We start from the raw sequence: 17,615 nt of genomic DNA, 5'->3' as shown, positions 1-17,615 counted from the left end.
GGAACGCCCCGATCCGGGCGGCCCCCCCTCCGGCTGACCCTATGGTTTATCATTACCCGCACCAATGCGGCCCCGATGCCTCACTTCGACCTCTTCTTCAAGACCGAAGAATTGCGGCGGAGGCTTGAGCCGCACCTCCGCCTCATCCCGCCGTACTTTCAGTTCACCGTCCGGATCGGCACCCCGGAGGTCCGCTACTTCGACCAGAAAGACCCGATGTGGAAAGGCTTCCCCTTCCCGGTCCCTGATGGAACCGTCTATGTCTTCGACGACGCGATCCCCGCCCGGGCCCTCGGGGGCGGGATGCAGAACCGGGCGAGCGTCCGGGTCACGCGCGAGGACAGGGACGACGAAGCGATTGTCCTCCGCATCTGGCACGAGATCCTGCACGCGGTAGGGCAGCCGGCGGACGATATGGCCAAGCGGGCGGGCGAGTGGCAGAGCATGTCCGAGCGGGTCATGTGGGCGGCCTGGCAGTCGCTTTCCCGGCCGGTGGACGTGCCGTTCTGGCACCGGAAGTTCTACGAATGGCTGACGGAGCGGGCGGCCTCCGGGGCGGGGGGGAGGTAGGGGCCCTCCTGTCCCGGGTATGCATGCAGGACTATCGTTATAGTATGAAGAGAACATAGTTCGATTATCCGAAACGGAGATGCCCCGGGGTTGGGACCGACAGCATGGAGAAGAGCGTTCTTCAGGACTGCAGACGAAAACCTGCGGCTGAGGCCCCCGGGAGGTCGATCGATGGATGGACAAAACGCTTGAGTACCAGGGGAAGGAATACGCCCGTATGCCTCTCTCCTGAAGACCGGGGGGCCGGCGTATTAGCCGGCAAAGACGGGTAAGCCCGGGCCACGGACGGCCCCTGGATGAGGAGGGCGAAATCCTCCGCAGGGAATACAAGAGGGCACTGGATGGCAGAAAACGAGCGCACGAGAACCCGGTGGTCCCGGTCATCGTTGGGGTGGCAATGGATGTAACCGGGCGCAACCGGGCGGAAGAGGAGCCGGAGAGGGTACTGGAGGAGCTGGGGAAGATCGTCAACCGATGTCCGGCCGTTGCGTTTCTCTGGCGTGCGGCGGAGGGATGGCCGGTCGAATTCGTCTCCGAGAACGTCCGCCAGTTCGGTTATACGCCGGCGGATTTCATATCCGGCCGCATTCCCTATGCACGGATCATCCACCCCGACGACCTGGAGCAGGTAGCGGCGGAGGTTTCCCGGTACAGCCGCGAAGGGCGCGACGAGTTCGTTCATGAGTACCGGATTCTCACGGCATCCGGCGAGGTTCGCTGGCTCGACGATCGGACCTGGATCCGCCGCGATCAAAACGGCACCGTCACCCACTACCAGGGGATCGTGCTCGACATCACCGAGCGCAAGCGGGCGGAAGAGGCGCTGCAGAGAGCCCGTGCCGATCTGGAACGGCGGGTGGAGGAGCGTACCGCGGAGCTTGCCCGGGTCAACCGCACGCTCAACATCCTCAGCGAGTGCAACCAGGCTGTCGTGCGGGCCACGAGAGAGCAGGCGCTTCTGCAGGAGATCTGCCGCATCATCGTAGACGAGGGCAGCTACTCCCTGGCGTGGATCGGTTTTGCCGAAGAGGACGCCGATCGTGCGGTGCGCCCGGCGGCCCATGCGGGTTCTGAGGCAGGGTTCCTGGAAACCCTCGGCATCACCTGGGCCGATACCGAACGCGGCCGCGGGCCGACAGGCACGGCTATCCGTTCGGGCCAGCCCCGTATCGTAAAAGACATCCAGACCGACCCCAACTTCGCTCCCTGGCGGGAGGAGGTGGTTCGGCGCGGCTACCTGTCGGCCATTGCGCTGCCACTGCGTGAGGGCGGCGGCCGGGTGTTCGGCGCACTGAGCATCTACACCGCGGTGCCGGATGCCTTCCACGCCGATGAAGTGCACCTGCTGATGGAACTGGCCGACGATCTGGCGTTCGGCATCACGTCCCTGCGGGAACGGGCAGCCCGCAAGCGGGCGGAAGAGGCGTTAAAAGAGAGCGAGGAGCGCTACCGCTCCCTGGTCGAGCTCATGCCGGACGCCGTCGCCGTACACCGGGACGGTGTTATCGTCTACGTGAATCCGGCCGGCGTCCGGATTATCGGTGCAAAAAGTCCCGAAGACCTCCTGGGCAAACCGCTCGAGCAGTTCGTCCACCCCGATGACCGCGATCTCGTCACCGGGTACATCCGCCGGGTGGAGCAGGAAGGCACGGGTATCCCGCTATTCGAACAGAGGCTCCTGACCCTTGAGGGCAGGACCCTCTGGGTCGAGATCACCGGTGCCCCCATACTCTACCAGGGCCTGCCGTCGACGGTGGTTGTTTTCCGGGACATTACCGAGCGCAAGCGTGACGAAGAAGCGCTCGTGCGCCACGCCGAAGAGCTTGCCCGCCTGCACCGGCAACTGCAGTCCGCGAACCGGGAGGCAAACCTCTACCTCGACATCCTGACCCACGACATCGGGAACACCGAGAACGTCGCGAACCTCTACGTCGACCTGCTCCTCGAGTCCCTGGAGGGAGAGGAGGCCCGGTACGCGGAGCAGCTGCAACGCAGCATCAAAAAGAGCATCGAGATCCTGCGCACTGTTTCCACCATCCGCCTGATTCACCAGGCGTCCCCGGAACTCAAACCGACGGACCTCGATGCGGTCATCCGGGGGACGATCGAGAACTTCACAGGCGGCACCTTCCACTACGAAGGGACACAGTACCGGGTCATGGCGGACGATCTGCTCTCCGTGGTCTTCAACAACCTTATCGGCAACGCCGTCAGGTTCGGCGGCCCCGATGTCGAGGTCGCCGTCCGGGTCGAGGAGGAGGACGGGTTCGCCCGGGTCTCGGTCGAGGACACCGGCCCGGGCGTCCCGGACGACCAGAAGGAGGGGATCTTCCACCGCTACGAGCAGCAGAAACGCGGCGTCGGCGAAGGGCTCGGACTTTACCTCGTGCAGATCCTCATCGAGCGGTACGGGGGCCGGGTCTGGGTCGAGGACCGGGTGCCGGGCCGTCCCGGGGAGGGGGCGGTGTTCCGGTTTACGCTCGGGATTGCCGGGTAGGGCGGCTGAAGCACGGGCTGTAACCCGCCTTCACACGACGATCCACCCAACGCTCGGCAGTAAAATCACCACGGCAAGCATCGCCGCCACCGCTACCTTCTCCCCTTTTGTTTCGGCAGTCATGCCCACCGCGACCAGCGACGGCACGAGCAGCCCGAGCGCGAACCCCCCGAGGTGTGCGTACACGTTGATGTTTTTGGTGCGCAGGTCGAGAAGGATGAAGGCTGTTACCGGGATAAGGCTGACGAACGTCATTGAGAGGAGGGCGAATGCCAGCCGGTAGGTGTCGCGGTTCGGGCTCTCAAGTATCGCCGTGTAGGCCCAGCCGAGCATCAGAAAGACGAGGAGGCCGAACAGTGCATAGCTTATTCCGGAAAACCCGGATGACCATGATATCCCCATGATCCTGGCAGACCAGACGGTGATTCCGGAGATCGCGAACGGGAACAGGAGGAAGAAGACGGAGTAGGTCACGGGGAAGAACTTCGGGGGCATCCGGTAGCCGGTGGCGGGCAGGACGATCGTGCCGGCGAGGAAGACGGCGACGAGAAGGGAGATTGTGGTGAGAAGGTTGCTCGTGATGTGTGTTTGATCGAACGGGTTGTGCATGTAGTTGCTCAGGAACATGCTCGATGGATTCGGCGTGGTCATGTTGAGGTAGATGTAGTCGAGAGTGAAGCCTGCCGGGATGATGTAGAGGATAGAATACTGGAAAAAGACGAGCAACGCCGCTATTCCGACAACAAAACCGAGGAAGTGGAGATACACCGAGCCCGGGATGGTTTTTGCATACCCGAGGATAGAGGCGAGGTTCCCGCCGGCGGAGGCCATTAAGATGGTTAGTCGTCTGAGATCTGGATAAGGGTTTCTTTTTCGGCTTTTGACCGTGACCGTGTGGGGTGAGGGGTCATACGGCCACACGGCATCGTTCCTTAGAGTTCATTCACCCGGGGGTCGGGTGCCGACGGGCTGCTCTGGCGCGCCATCCTGGCCTCCTTGCGTCACCTAGGCGTCGCCGCCGCGAACTACTAACGAACTACTAACATCTACTAAATTAGTATTTCACGAAGCGCTGAAACGGGGTTGCTATCCCTGATAGGCGGTCCCGGTCAGCGCTTCAGGTTGCGGTCGAGGTCTTCAGCCGCCGCCCTGAAATTCTTCAGGTAGTCGTCAATCGACCGATCGGCGTCGCGAAGGGTCATGATCTTGTTGCAGCCGCCGCAGACGATCGGTTTGTTGTTTCTAAAGTGCTCGACCGTAATCTGAACCGCAGAACCGCAGTCGGGGCACCTTATTATCGGCATGGTCCGGTTTACATCGGTCACAATCAGGGTTTGGGCTGTTTGTGGAATAATTTTTCGATACGCGACTTTTTTAACTGTCTAATCCTGCCCGGGCTGATTGATAGTGTACTCTTCCGTCGCAAGGGATCTCAGTTCATGGATTTCGCGGGGGATTGCCAACCGCAGAACCGAAGGGGTTGCGCACACCTTCACCCCACGTTCACCTCGATTTCTTTCGTCGTAAAGGCCGCGAATCATCGATCACGGCAATCAGCTACTGTATTCAGGACCACTTTCTTCATGTCGGATTACTGGCGACTGGATAAGGCATGGTTACACCGTTCAAACCAACGAGATGGACGCTGTTTTTCCTCCTGCTTGCAGCCATGATGGTTCTCATGGGAGGAGCAGCGGTCGCGCCGGCTCTACCTTTAATCAGCGACGCATTTCCCGATGCATCAGAAGCCACTATCTCCCTGATCATTACGCTTCCCGCGCTTGCGATAGCCCTCACCGGCTTTTTCATCGGTGCTCTCTCGGACAGGATCGGCAAAATCCCGGTCCTTGCCGCCTCCGTTGCCATCTTCTCCATCGCGGGATGTTCCGGATTTTTCCTCACCTCCTTATCCGCAATACTGGTCGGGAGGTTCATCCTCGGGATCGGCATTTCCGGTATCATCTGCACGACATCCGCCCTGATCGTCTGCTATTACGACGGGATTTCCCGCGCCAGGGTGCTCGGGTACCAGGCGGCCGCAATGGGTACGGGAGTACTGGTCCTCGAGATCAGCGGGGGGTACCTCGCAGGGATCTCCTGGCGTGCGGCGTTCCTCATTTACCTGGTCGGCATCGTCATCCTCGCGGGTGTTCTCCTGACGATGAGAGAGCCCGCTCGCGTGAGCGTCGAGAAGGCAGCGGGAGCGCCCGAGGAGACCTTCCCGGCCTTCCTCCTCCTCCCCGGATATGTGACCCTGTTCCTCGGGAACATGCTGTTCTTCCTGGTGCCCACGAAGTTCCCTTACCTGATTGCGAATCTGGATGCGGCACGGGTCGTGGGCGAAAACTTCGCGCTTACCACCGGGATATTCCTGGGAGCCATGGGCTGCGCCTCCTCGCTCGTGGGGCTCGTTTACGGGAGAGTCGCCTGGAGGTTCCACCGGTATACCCTGCTCACCCTTGCCTTTGTCTTCTTCGGGATCGGTCTATGCGGCCTCGGGTTTGCCACGTCGCTTCTCACCGTCGGGATCTCCGTGATCCTCGTCGGTCTGGCCGAGGGCATTCTGATGCCGACGATCTTAAACTGGATCGCCGCAGTTACGCCGAAACAGTTCCTCGGCAGGGCAAGCGGCGGGTTCTCGGTGGCCTTAAACCTCGGCCAGTTCGTCTCCACGCTTGCCATCGTGCCGATCATCGCCGTTGTCGCGACCTACGGCAACCTCTTCCTGGCGTTCGGGTGTGCGGCGTTTGCGCTCGCCCTGCCGTATGCTCTCGCAATGGTGAAAAGGCAGTTTGCCCTGCCGGGGGTTGCCGTTGACGTGAAGCCCGGGGCGGAGTGAAACTTCTTTTTTTTGCGGGGTTCTGTCTTTCAGGTTGTGCTAAAAACCGGGTCCGGTTGAGTACGAGAGTGTTACCACCCTCCGCCGGACCCCTCTTTGCGATCACGGGGCGGACATCCCGAACCCCTGTTCTGCAAGATAGCCGGAGATGATCTCACAGATCCGCTCTGCATCGCGCACGGTTCCGTTTGCAGAGGATTCGCCGTACGTCAGGCAGGGCCACAGTCCGGTGCCGGGAGCGGCGACCCCCATATATAAAATCTGAACTGGCCGGTTTTCCATTTACCCGGAGTTTTCCCGGCTGGTACAGCGATAGGGATACGTATATGACGGGAATCGGCAGATAGAGTTATTCAAAGACGTAACGAGGCAACCTTATGCCGACAAGCAAGAAACAAATGGAGAAACTGAACAGAGCAAAGAAGGCCAAGGCGGAAGAACTTGCGCAGCAGGCGGCTGCGGGCAGCCAGGCCGCCAAGAAGAAACTCAAGAAGCTCGAGAAGAAGATCAAGTGAGCCGCCCGAGATTTCAAACCGTTTTTTATTTTTTTATGTAAGGGCTACTGCAACGAATACACCTGTGCAAGTCGCGAGATGCTTGCACCTTTGAGTGCGGCAAAAGGCCCAATGGTTAGATTTGATATTCCCGGGCTCGCCTGCTAATTCTCCGGATCATGATGGCAGTGGGGGAGGTGCAATTTTGTTCATGGTTCCAGCGGCGGTATGAAAAAACCGGGATTTATAGTATTGTCCGGAGATCAGAGGCCCAGGTACTCGATCCCGTAGAGAATGGCGATAATCAGAATGATCATCGGAACAATCACCGCCCGGGGCCGGACGCCGACAAGTTCAGGTATCGTCATGTCGGGAATTTTCCCCCGTTGCAGAACCGATGCATCCAGGCGGGGGTAGAGTTCAGCAAAGATCCCGGCGCCTATGAGAATGCCGGTTGTTCCGCCGAAGAGAGCATCGAGTGCTCCCGATCCGACTGCACCGGCGACCGTTCCGGGGCAATATCCGAGGACCGCAAACCCGCACCCGAATATGATCCCTCCCAGCACCGTGGTGCCTATCGATCCCGGCTTGATGGTGAGGCTGGCAAGACCAAGATGCACCAGCAGATAGACGCCCACCATGCCGACAGCCACCGCAGAGAGCATCACCTTCACCACGGTGAAATCATAAAGTAGGAGTTGCCCGATGATGACATCATAACTGGTGACGCCCCCCAGCTGGAGGAAGACCCCGAACGCAACGCCCATCACCAGCCCCAGAAGCCGTTGCAAGGACTGATTCTGGCGAAGGCGGTGTAGAGGGCTGTCAGCACCCTCTACCATGGGGCGATCACCCCGTAGAGTAGAAAAGCGACGATGATTCCGCTTACGAAGAAGGTGACAACAGCGATCCAGCTTGCTATCGCCAGTTGAAGTGTCCCGGAGATCCCGTGCCCGCTTGTACAGCCTCCCGCCCATCGGGCACCAAGACCCATCAGGACGCCCCCGACGAGCGCGACTGCGAGCCGAAGAAGGCTGCTCGATCCGAATGCCCCCTCGAATGTCGAGGGGACCCAGATGAGAGCGAACTCACCCCGGACGATCGCTGTGATGAAGGCACCGATGACAATGCCCAGGACAAGCATCCATTCCCAATCGATCTGCGGGACGAACTTCCTGTAGTAAGGCTTCTCAAGCACCGAATCGCCGCGGATAGCCCGTTCTATCATGCCGCTCGTTCGGGCATAGGCCGTCGAACATCCGAGAGGTCTGGCCGAGAGGAGGAAGGTAAACCAGCTGAGAATGCCTATCCCCAGGCCGGCGAGGTAGGGAGTCCAGTCCATGCAACCACCCCTTCAGACGTATCCTGCCGCACGATGCCCGGTAATTCCGCCAGCTGCGTTGTAGACCTTGGTAAATCCCTTCTGCTTGAGGAGGCTGCATGCCAGGCTCGACCGATGTCCTGTTCTGCACATCACGACGACGGGTCGGTCGGGATCAAGTTCGGTGAACCGCGTCCTCAGGTCGGGAGCAGGTATGTTGACAGCCCCCTCGATATGCTCCTCCATGTACTCCGCCGGGGATCGCACATCAACGACCTGTACTGCTTCCCGATCCAGCATCGCGCGGGTCTGCACTGGCGAGAGCAGGGGGACGTAATCGGTGGCGCATCCGGCCATGACCCAGGCATGGGTCCCTCCCTCGAGGTAGCCGGCGGCCCGGTCAAGTCCGACCCGGCGGAGCATGGTGACTGCGTCGCGGCACTGTTCGGGATTGTCGGCAACAAGCAGAATGTCTCTGTCGGGCGGGAGTGTCCATCCTGCAAACGTGGAGAAATTGCTGCTGATATCGATGTGGTAACTTCCGGGAATGTGCTGCCCTCCGAACGCCGTGTAATCGCCGACGGTGAGCACGATAGTGTCGTCCTGTTCCGCCCGGACTCTGAACTCTTCCGGGGTCATGGGACGGATCTCCGGGAGCGTGCGGATGAGCGGCGGACCCCGGCGGTTGATCTCGCTGCACCGGCTGAAGTGATCGGGTGCCGGGGGCATATCCTCGGTGAGGGATCGGACGAACTCTTCTCTGTCGGTGATGGTCAGAGCCTGGTTGTACTTCCGCTCGTAGCCGATGGTGGAGAATCGCATCGCGCCCATCGCCCTGCCGCAGAGGGAGCCCGCCCCGTGGGCGGGGAATACCATGCAACCGTCCGGCAGGGTGAGGATCTTCTCGTGCAGGTTCTCGTACAGGATGCCTGCAAGGTCGCGGGCCCTTCCGGGGAAGAGATCCGGCCGTCCCACATCACCGACGAACAACGTGTCTCCGGGGAATATGGCAACTGGATCGTCCCCCCGGGAGCGATCCGTAACTACGTAGGTCACACCGTCCGGTGTATGTCCGGGGGTGTCCCGGATCTCAAAAAAGATATCCTCGATCTCGAATTGGGTGCCATCTTCCACCGGAACATGTTCGAACTCACAGTTGCCTGATGCCGGTGCGTATATCTCAGCTCCGGTGATATCGGCGAGATCCATATGTCCTGAGACGAAATCGGCGTGGAGATGCGTTTCCAGGATATGCGTGATCGCGAGGTTGAGATCCCTGGCGGCATTGAGGTATCTGCCTACATCGCGTACCGGATCGACGATTGCGCACGTTTTGCCAGCTCCGATGAGATAGGAGCTATGCGCGATTCCAGGAATGAAAAACTTTTGGATGAACATGCTGTACCCCCCAAGTCTTCTACGAGCAGGTAGTTACCCGAAGATCAGATAAATCCATCCTGCAACAACGATGAGTAAGAGTACCTTCAGGGGACCTCCGGCCGTTCAGGTAATACGTAACGCCGGTAGCCTCCGGGTCTCATCAGGAGGGCGTTCACGTGGTGGACGGCAAAAGAAACGGATTGGGGGCACAAAGGCCGACAAGGAGAGCAAGAACGCAGGGTTCTGTCCTGGACTCCGCTCTGCCAGAGAAGAGCGGGACCCTCGCTCAAGCGGTTTGATGAGAGGCCACTGCTGAGTGGGTATGGCGTATACCGGTGCCTGAGGGGTACGGGCCGCATCGACGACGGGGTATAGCGGCTGACGCGACGGCCGGCCGGACGGGAGTGACTGGCTGGCAGGCGAGGGTAGCGGGAGCGCCCCTGAATACCTGGAGAGGCGGTGTCACCGTCGGGGTCGGCGTCCAGCCCGATGATGACAGCAATGACAGCAGTTTTCAGCAGAGTGACAGCAGGTGCTGTCAATGAGAAGAAGCCCGGAGAGATGGGGATTTTGCAAAATTGGGAGATTCTGATTCCAGATCATACGATCTTCTTTCGGTCAAATCGAACCAGATTTTATCGTTGGTAATGGATGCATATCATACCGCCTCACTTATGATATCTATCAAAATGTAACAAACTGATAGATAATGATAATAAGGATTGAAACAAAAGATGAAATTTAAGCATGAAACTCCCCCGCACGCCGGAATACTCTCCAGCAGATCTCAAAAAAGCCTGGGAGTATGCGGATACTAAAGATGTAATCGACGCGGTTTTCAACTACAACAAAAGGTATCTGCACTGGGAGGAGCTGAAATGGCGCGAACTCCCGGTAGACCCGCTCTATGTCTGGATACTGATGAAGACCCTCAGAAAAAAGGACATGAAATACGTACCGTTCGACGATCTTCAGCTGAAATACAATCTTCTAGATGATTTCCTCGAAAAACTTCATTTCCTTGATAAGTCGGCAGCGGGAAGCATCTCATCCGGCCTCGATTCGCTGCCCCACGATCGGGACCAGTTTATCATCAACTCCCTGATGGAGGAGGCAATTGCATCGAGCCAGATCGAGGGAGCCGCAGTCACGAGGACGATTGCAAAAAAGATGCTCCGTGAAAAGAGGAAGCCCGCCACGAAAGACGAGAGGATGATCCTGAATAACTACATCACGATGAAGAGGATCACTCAGGTAAAAGACGAAGATCTGACCCCGGAGCTGATTCTACAGATTCATAAGACCATTACCAGCGGTACACTCGAAGACCCGAATGACGAAGGAAGGTTCAGAGACAACAACGATATCAGGGTCTTCGATATGCGGGGCAATGTCCTGCACACACCTCCCGATTTCGCGTCGATCGAAGGACTCGTCGAAAAACTCTGTGCCTTTGCGAATAATGACGGCGAGCAGTTCATCCATCCGGTGATCAAAGGCATCATCCTGCACTTCCTGATAGGATACATACATCCGTTCAATGACGGAAACGGTCGGACTGCACGGAGTATCTTTTACTGGTATATGCTGCGGAAGGACTACTGGCTGTTCGAATATATGGCGGTATCCAGAGCGATAAAAGACACGAAGGGGCAATATAAACTGGCATACCAGTATACCGAGAGTGATGAATATGACCTCACGTATTTCATCCGCTACAATCTCGCCGCAGTAAAGACCGCGGTCGACAATATCCAGAAATACATCGAGAAGAAGCAGAAAGAGAGCAGACAGGCACTAAACATTCTCCAGAAGAGCGAAGGACTGAGCCTCCGCCAGGCAGAAATAATCAAATCGCTCATTAAAAAGCCGGATAAGCCGATCACGATCAAAGAGATCGTCGAGACATACCGTGTGGCGTATGGAACAGCGAGAAACGATCTCTTCCATCTCGAAAAACTGGGATATCTGGCGAAGCAGAAGTCGGGCAAGGAGTACATCTTCATATTCAGGGGTTTGAAAGAATGACTCCCTGATATCGTTCAGATACCTACGGTAATCGAAGTTACTCCTGCTCGGCCAGCCGAACCGCTACCCGCATCATCTCACGCCCGCGTTGCGGCAGCTCTTCGTGGCCTTCCATATACCGGTGAAAACGCAGCGCATCTTCTCCGGTCAGTTCCAGCCCGGTTTGCAGTGGCTTCGCCATGGTTTCACAATCATCGTTCGGTGAAATATTATTATCGGAATCAGTAGTCCGGATCCTTTGGCCCTCCATCTCATTAGGGTCAATCTGGGGAGTTGACCATATTATTCCCAATGTCTGGATTCTTTGGGATACATGGGAAAATACTTGTTTCATTCTCAATTGATCCTGAGATGGATGGGGTGGAAAAGTGCCACCGGCTGTGGCACAAATGCCGGGAGAGATATTCTTGGCGATACCTCGGGCTCACCATACTTGGGATTGATCTACCCGGCATGTAGTTCATGATTGAGAGAATATTGGGATGACCCCCTATTCATACTGCAAAATACGCCCTACGTTTTCTCTGTATTTTTCCTTGCTGCAATAAATGCTGTAATGAGGTACTTTCAAAATCTTGTACTCATCCATGAAGTTCCTCATTAGAATCCTATAAGCGACATCTCCAAAAGCGATAATAGTAGGGTTATGAGTAGCTACATCGATTATTTCTTCATGAAACAGTTTTGCATTCTCAATTTCAAACTGTTTATGTGTTCTTAAGTAACTCCTGACTTTTCCAGATACTTTTTGATCAAAATCCTTGATGATATCTGTCATGTATGCGCCCCAAAAAGGGGAGCTTCTCAACGTATACCGGATCTTGAAATCCATCGCTTCAGGTCTCGCATCATGAAAATTCGCCAGTGGATACTTCATACGTCCGCGCGATATATTCAGCCCGACCAGAATGATATCTGGATTCAATTGCTCTAAAAGACCTGAATTATGTTTTAGATCAAAAACACTCAGGTCACCAATATTGTCTTTTGGTTTTTCTCCTGCATCAGCCCATATTGCCCAACTAGCGTAACACCCATACTTCTCTTTGATAAATTCGAATCTTTCTTGACTGATCATAAATGGGGATTCATTCTCTCCGGGTTGTTAATATTTGTCCTAACCATCATTATCGCTCTGTAGAATGTTGTTTTATAAAAAATCGCAGTGCTGGGCAGGCTTGAGGGTGTTAAGAGAAGTCCGCTAACGGTTGAAGTCATCCCAATATTCTTCCGATCATGACACTACATGCCAGAGGTTGAATGCCGGGTGAATCGACCGGGACGAAGCCACGTATCGCGTTAGCAAGTGCCAGGTATCGCTGCCGCGAACTACTAACGAACTACTAAATTCTACTAAATTAGTAGTTTAGGAATCTGGCCCCCTGAACAGATCCCCGGGAAGGCCGGCCCTGGACTCAAGGAAAAATACCTCGCGATCGGCCTCTACAACACTGCTGCGAATGGGCCGGCGGATGTGAGGTCACGGTCCGGCTGGACGGGGATCCAGACAATGACAGCAATGACAGCAGTTTTCAGCAGAGTGACAGCAACTGCTGTCAACGCCCGCCAGATTAATGGAAGATTATCAGTATACTCATACTGGAAGGAGTTCGATCCAATCACGGCAGAGGACGAAGCAGGTGCAATTCATCAAATGGTCCGGCGGATGGCGGCCGCGGTAACAAAGGGAGATCTCGGGCTGCTCCTCGCCGAAGAAGTCAGTCGTTACTCGCTCATGGATCTTCAGATCATCGGGGGGCGGCTGCACGCGGAGATGATCCGGCTGCCCGATCCCTACCGGAAACAGGTCCACCCCTTCATCACCGAGCAGTTATTCGGCGCTCACCACCAGCTTCTCGCCATGCACCGGTCGGGCCGGTTCCGGTCCATGACCGAACCGATCACTGATCGTGCAACGTTCGTTGAGTTCTGCAATATGATTCCCGATGGATGCTTCCAGCGGGATGAATCTCCGGAACGGATCCCGTTTCGGAATACACCCCGACATCGGGCCTTTTATTACCTGGTCTCGGCATTTACGATCTTCGTGCTCGACCGCCCGGGTCACCCGGTGGGAACGCCGTTCCCGGGAGGGTTCCGGGTCGAAGAGCACAATGGGTCTTTTTATTGTCTCATCCGTGACCGTGAAAAAGAAGTCCCGTTCTCGATCTGCAACTTCTGCCCCGCACTGCAGACCGAGGACGGGTAGTTCCGGGTGGGCAACCGGGGTGAGGGGGATGACGCTCCAAAACGAATCGGCACGAGATGGAGTGATACAGAGTATGTGGCAAAAAGCCTGACCCTGCAAGAGGTTTTGACAAACCAGAATGCGAGTGGCAGGATTCGAACCTGCGAACTCCTTCGAGAATCGATCTTGAGTCGATCACCTTTGGCCTCTCGGTAACACTCGCGCCTGTACCTCTTGAACGTCTGGAGTAATGAGCTTGATGGCGCCCCGCCCCGCCGGGCAACCCGCCGCCGGGACGGAGCTCCTCGCCGGGCAGGTGCCGGGGCAGTCCTCCGCCGCCCGGAAGGGATGTCCCGGCGCGAGGCGGCAGACCGCCGTCCCGCGAACCCACCTCACATAAAATCCGCGAGCCCGAGCTGCTTCTCCGGGGGCTCGCCGAAGGTCGACTCGATCTGCATGAAGAGGACCTCCACCCGCTGCTTCGTGTAGTCCGATATCGCGTAGGTCGCACAGATGTTGCGCGACATCTCCAGGTACTTCTTCACCGAACCCTCGTGGACGGTGGGGATGACGTGCCCCCCGCAGCGGGTGCACTTCCCCGCGAGCGGCATCCGGCGGTACTTCGCGTTGCACTTCATGCACCGGACCTTCTGCTTCGAGAACGCGTTGAGGTTGCCCTGGAGGTCGCGGATGAAGTGGGTATTCAGGACCCGCTCGGCAACATCGTCCTCGTCCACCGCCCGGATCTTCTTCGCGAGGTCGAGCTCCGCCTCGAGCTTGTCGAGCATCGACCCGAGTTTCGTGTAGGTGGACTCGAGCGGCCCCGCCGAGATGTTCGAGGTCGGGTGGGTGAAGAGGAACCCCTCGCACTGCGCCGGGGTCCCGAGCCGCCGCTCCACCCGGTCGACGTAGTCGTCGAGGTCTTTGGGGTGGGCGTAGGCGAGGCAGCCGTTGTAGACCTCGATCGGGTAGTGGTCGCAGACGTCGACGTTGTGGCTCTCCTTGTCGACCTCTGAGGGGTCGATCCGGGTCGTCAAAACCAGCGGTGCGTCCATCGTCCCGCCCCGTGTCTCGGGGAGGTAGGCCCGGGAGAAGTTGATCAGCCCGTCGAGGAGGAGCATCACGCAGTCCTCGTCGCCGTCGCACTGGCCGCAGAAGATCCCGTTCGCGACCAGCGTGTGGTTGTCGGCGACCGTCAGGCAGTAGACCCGGTCGTCGAGCGCCTGCACCGTCTCGCGGGAAACGACCTCGTCCGCCACGACGAGCCCGCCCTCCTCCACCGGGACGCGGTCGCCGACGTTCACCTCGAGGGCCCGGATCTTTCGGAGGTAATCGGTGTCCCAGACGAGCATCGCGTGGTCGGGCGTGACCGAAAGGACCTTCCCCCGCCGTGTCGCGAACCGGATCAGGTGCGCCGGGGCCCGGTGGACGGAGACGGACGTCACCTTCTTCAGGCTGGTCTTCCCCTGCGGATCGATGCTCCGGACGTAGAACGGCTGCTTCGGATCGGAGTAGAACGTCCCGACATGGTCTAAGCCGGGTTTCGCGAGATCGAAGTTCTCCGTCACGAACTTCCGGATCGGCACCGTTATCCACCGCCGACCGTCGGAGACGGCGATCTCCGTATCGCCGGAGAAACAGTTCCGCCGTTTCGCCGCGTGGAAGAACGGGTGGCCGTAGCCGACCGCGGCCTTCGAGAACCCGATCAGCCGGGCAAGGACCCCGGCGCTCGTGTGCGGCGCAAGCCCCATCAGGAGGTGGCCCACGAGGTCGAGCGGTCTCTCCGCCCGGTAGAAGGGCTCGAGCCCGTAGAACCGCACCAGCAGGTCGTCGACGAACTTCGCCACCCGGACCAGCCATTCGCCGCAGCCCTCCGAGACCAGGATGTCTTGGTGGCGGAGTTCCAGCACCTGGTCGTCCGAGACGAGTTCCCGGCCGTGGATATCGTGGGTATAGCCGAGTTCGCGGAGCCGCTCGATGGGGACGCCGACCTCGTCCGGCCGGAAATGGGTCAGGGGAAGGTCAATCATGTCGTAGCGGGAGGTCCCGTCCTTGAAGACATAAAGGTTCTGCAGCGCCCGGAGGATCCCCTTCTCGATCGGTTCCACCGGCCGCTCGCGGGAGATGAGCCCTTTGACGCCCTTGAGGAGTGCAACGGACGATTCACGCACCCCGAGGCTCTCCATCGCCGCCAGGTACTCCGCTTTCACGTTGATCGTGACCTTCTGGAGGCAGACAGTCTCCGCGTTGCACCGGGGGCAGACCTCTTTGCCGACGTCCTTGCCGCACCGGGGGCACCGAAAGACCGGGTTCGTGTGCGCCCCGCACTCGCAGAGGTTCTTGTAGGTGAAAGCGCCGCAGGCGGGGCACTGCCGCTCCCCGACCTCCGCCTCGATCACCCCGCCGTCGGTGTTCGACCGGGGCTTTGAAGAGCAGGCAGCCTGGAACGACCGGCGGGAACCGCCCTCGTCGCCGATGGGGAAGAGCGAGTGGGGCGGCGGGCGCATCTCGCGCGGCTTCGACTTCCCCGGCCGCCCCATCCGGCCGCCGATACGAGTGCCCGCCCTCGAGCGGACCGTAAAGCCCGAGAGGTGCATCACCAGATCGAGCGAGTTCTCCATCGGGGCGTCCTGCCACGCCGGCCGCTTCGTGAGCTGCAGCGTCAGGCCGAGGCAGGCGAGGAAGACCAGGTGCTCGCCGATCGCGATCCGGTCCCCCGAGAGGTGATGCGGCACCAGGAGTTCCTCGAGGATCGCCTTCGTCTCCGGGGTGTGGGGCAGCATCAGCATCCCGTCCTCGATCGTCCCGCCGGTGCCGACCGCTTCCGCGAGGGAGGCGATATCGGCCGGGGCGACGTCGTCCCACATGTAGGTGTAGTCGGGATGGAGCGGAGCCCCGTCGAGCGCGAACTCGATCGCCTCGAGCTCATTTGCCGGGTGGCGGGGACCGCCCTCGAGCATCCACCACTCCTCGCAGTAACTCGGGGGCATCAGGGGATGGTTGTTCTCCATGAACTCCCCGAAACTGACCAGCATCTCGCCGACGTCCAGGATCTCGTCCACCTGCCCGGCAAGGCGCCGGGCCTCCGCCGCGTCGTCCACCCGGCGCACCTCCCCGCTCCGGAGTTTGACCGTCGGCCCCTGGATCGAGTCCACCGGAACGACCCCCGCCGCCTTCCCCGGGCGCTCGACCTTCATCTGCGTCCCGACCGCCAGGAAATCCCCGAGGATGTGCAGCGTCGCCGGGTTGAAGCCCGCGGCCGCAAACCCGGTGTTCCGCGCCCGGCCGAGGCGCAGCCGGAACCCGCCCTTGCGCATCGGGTAGGAAAAGACCGGCCGTCCGCCGATCAGGTCCCGGATGTACTTGTCTTTCGGCTTGATCGCGGCACTTGCATCGTCGTCGTCGCTCTTCGGGCCGCCGCCGATCATCTCCTCGAGCCAGTCCCAGCCCTCCATCTTCATCTTGCGGACGTTCTTTAAGACCTTCGGGGCCTTCAGGGCCAGCCCTTCGGCGACCACAAGCGCCATCCCGCCCCGGACGGTGTTCGTCTCCACCCGCTCCAGGTTCCGGTAGCCGCTCACCTCCTGCTGCTCGGTCGGCTCGCCGTCGATGCAGACGGGGCAGTTTTTGATGATCATCCGGAGCTCCTTCTCGCTCGGGAGATACTGCAGACTCATGATGTTGTTGTACTGCCGAATCTCCTCGATATAGCGCTCCACTTCCTCCGGCCGGGGGATATAGCGGCCTATCCCGAGCGCCTGGCGCACGTAATCGCCCACCAGCACCGAGAGCGCCTGCGCCGTCCCGCCGGCGCTCCGGATGGGGCCCGCGTAGTAGATCTTTAAGTAGTCCGTCCCGTCGTCGTTCTTCCCGAGGCTGACCTTCGCGATCCCCTCCGTCGGGGCTGCCACAACGCCTTCGGTCAGGAGCGCCATCGCTCCCCGGATGGCGTGGTCGAGGATCTCCTCCGGCGTGGTCTCACCGAACATTTTAGCCGCAAAATCGTCGCCGATGCGGAGCGCCACCTCTTCCCGGGACATCTCCTGCTCGAGCTCGCGGATCCGGGCCGCGATACCCTTGTAGCCGAGGAGCGCCTCCACGCGGTCGGCGAGGTCGCTTGCCACCGGGATCTCGATCTCCGTCCTCGGATCGAGTCCCCGGGCCCGTGCGGCAGCGGCGAACCGCATCGCGGACTCAAGCCCGGATATCAGTTCGTCGAAGTACCGGGCGGTAGCAGGTGAGACCTCCATGCATGGAGTATGGGTTCTTCACGCATTTAGATGGCGCGGGATCGATGA

General features: G+C 59.1%; 14 protein-coding genes and 1 tRNA gene. 6 read left to right on the top strand and 9 right to left on the bottom strand.

Annotated features, from left to right (window positions below):
* The first annotated feature begins 75 nt into the window (after positions 1-75).
* Positions 76-570: a hypothetical protein gene (locus tag BRA62_RS05595; RefSeq protein ID WP_292365547.1), complete on the top strand. Its 495-nt coding sequence runs from the start codon at positions 76-78 to the stop codon at positions 568-570.
* A gap of 397 nt (positions 571-967) precedes the next feature.
* Positions 968-3,067: a PAS domain S-box protein gene (locus tag BRA62_RS05590; RefSeq protein ID WP_292365545.1), complete on the top strand. Its 2,100-nt coding sequence runs from the start codon at positions 968-970 to the stop codon at positions 3,065-3,067.
* 30 nt (positions 3,068-3,097) lie between these two features.
* On the opposite strand, the gene BRA62_RS05585 is transcribed toward BRA62_RS05590, so the two are convergent.
* On the bottom strand, positions 3,098-3,898 hold the full coding sequence (locus tag BRA62_RS05585; RefSeq protein ID WP_292365543.1) for a rhomboid family intramembrane serine protease: 801 nt from the start codon (positions 3,896-3,898) through the stop codon (positions 3,098-3,100).
* 278 nt (positions 3,899-4,176) lie between these two features.
* On the bottom strand, positions 4,177-4,392 hold the full coding sequence (locus tag BRA62_RS05580) for a hypothetical protein (protein WP_292365541.1): 216 nt from the start codon (positions 4,390-4,392) through the stop codon (positions 4,177-4,179).
* Between the two features lie 287 nt (positions 4,393-4,679).
* On the opposite strand from BRA62_RS05580, the gene BRA62_RS05575 reads away from it, so the two are divergent.
* Positions 4,680-5,906 carry an MFS transporter gene (locus BRA62_RS05575; protein ID WP_292365539.1) on the top strand — a complete coding sequence of 409 codons (1,227 nt, stop codon included), beginning with the start codon at positions 4,680-4,682 and terminating at the stop codon, positions 5,904-5,906.
* A gap of 377 nt (positions 5,907-6,283) precedes the next feature.
* Positions 6,284-6,421, top strand: coding sequence for a hypothetical protein (locus BRA62_RS05570; RefSeq protein ID WP_276832671.1), 138 nt, complete (start codon positions 6,284-6,286; stop codon positions 6,419-6,421).
* 242 nt (positions 6,422-6,663) lie between these two features.
* Here the strand turns inward: BRA62_RS05570 and BRA62_RS05565 are convergent, their stop codons facing one another.
* From BRA62_RS05565 to BRA62_RS05555, 3 genes are read right to left on the bottom strand one after another with little or no spacing between them, the layout of a single operon-like run.
* Complete coding sequence (locus BRA62_RS05565) at positions 6,664-7,191, bottom strand: YeeE/YedE thiosulfate transporter family protein (protein WP_331518831.1); 528 nt, start codon at positions 7,189-7,191, stop codon at positions 6,664-6,666.
* Between the two features lie 44 nt (positions 7,192-7,235).
* Positions 7,236-7,742, bottom strand: a complete 507-nt coding sequence (locus BRA62_RS05560; RefSeq protein ID WP_292365534.1) for a YeeE/YedE thiosulfate transporter family protein — start codon at positions 7,740-7,742, stop codon at positions 7,236-7,238.
* A gap of 12 nt (positions 7,743-7,754) precedes the next feature.
* Positions 7,755-9,119 (bottom strand): MBL fold metallo-hydrolase, encoded by a 1,365-nt coding sequence (locus BRA62_RS05555; protein ID WP_292365532.1) that lies wholly within the window; start codon positions 9,117-9,119, stop codon positions 7,755-7,757.
* Positions 9,120-9,848: 729 nt separating this feature from the next.
* On the opposite strand from BRA62_RS05555, the gene BRA62_RS05550 reads away from it, so the two are divergent.
* Positions 9,849-11,129 (top strand): Fic family protein, encoded by a 1,281-nt coding sequence (locus BRA62_RS05550; protein WP_292365530.1) that lies wholly within the window; start codon positions 9,849-9,851, stop codon positions 11,127-11,129.
* Positions 11,130-11,166: 37 nt separating this feature from the next.
* Here BRA62_RS05550 and BRA62_RS05545 read toward each other — a convergent pair whose 3' ends face one another.
* Positions 11,167-11,310 carry a hypothetical protein gene (locus BRA62_RS05545; RefSeq protein ID WP_292365528.1) on the bottom strand — a complete coding sequence of 48 codons (144 nt, stop codon included), beginning with the start codon at positions 11,308-11,310 and terminating at the stop codon, positions 11,167-11,169.
* Positions 11,311-11,619: 309 nt separating this feature from the next.
* Positions 11,620-12,207 carry a hypothetical protein gene (locus tag BRA62_RS05540; RefSeq protein ID WP_292365526.1) on the bottom strand — a complete coding sequence of 196 codons (588 nt, stop codon included), beginning with the start codon at positions 12,205-12,207 and terminating at the stop codon, positions 11,620-11,622.
* Between the two features lie 462 nt (positions 12,208-12,669).
* Here BRA62_RS05540 and BRA62_RS05535 point away from each other — a divergent pair, with 462 nt between their 5' ends.
* A complete protein-coding gene (locus BRA62_RS05535; protein ID WP_349680540.1) occupies positions 12,670-13,338 on the top strand; it encodes a DUF2115 domain-containing protein in 669 nt (222 codons plus the stop codon).
* Positions 13,339-13,457: 119 nt separating this feature from the next.
* Here the strand turns inward: BRA62_RS05535 and BRA62_RS05530 are convergent.
* Positions 13,458-13,540: transfer RNA gene (locus BRA62_RS05530), tRNA-Leu, on the bottom strand.
* A gap of 169 nt (positions 13,541-13,709) precedes the next feature.
* Positions 13,710-17,567, bottom strand: a complete 3,858-nt coding sequence (locus BRA62_RS05525; RefSeq protein ID WP_292365523.1) for a DNA-directed DNA polymerase II large subunit — start codon at positions 17,565-17,567, stop codon at positions 13,710-13,712.
* Positions 17,568-17,615: the final 48 nt, after the last annotated feature.

It is taken from the genome of Methanoculleus sp. UBA208 (assembly GCF_002498065.1).
Taxonomy (GTDB): domain Archaea; phylum Halobacteriota; class Methanomicrobia; order Methanomicrobiales; family Methanoculleaceae; genus Methanoculleus.
Note: the sequence above shows the minus strand (reverse complement) of the source record. Positions and strands in the feature narration are given on the sequence as shown.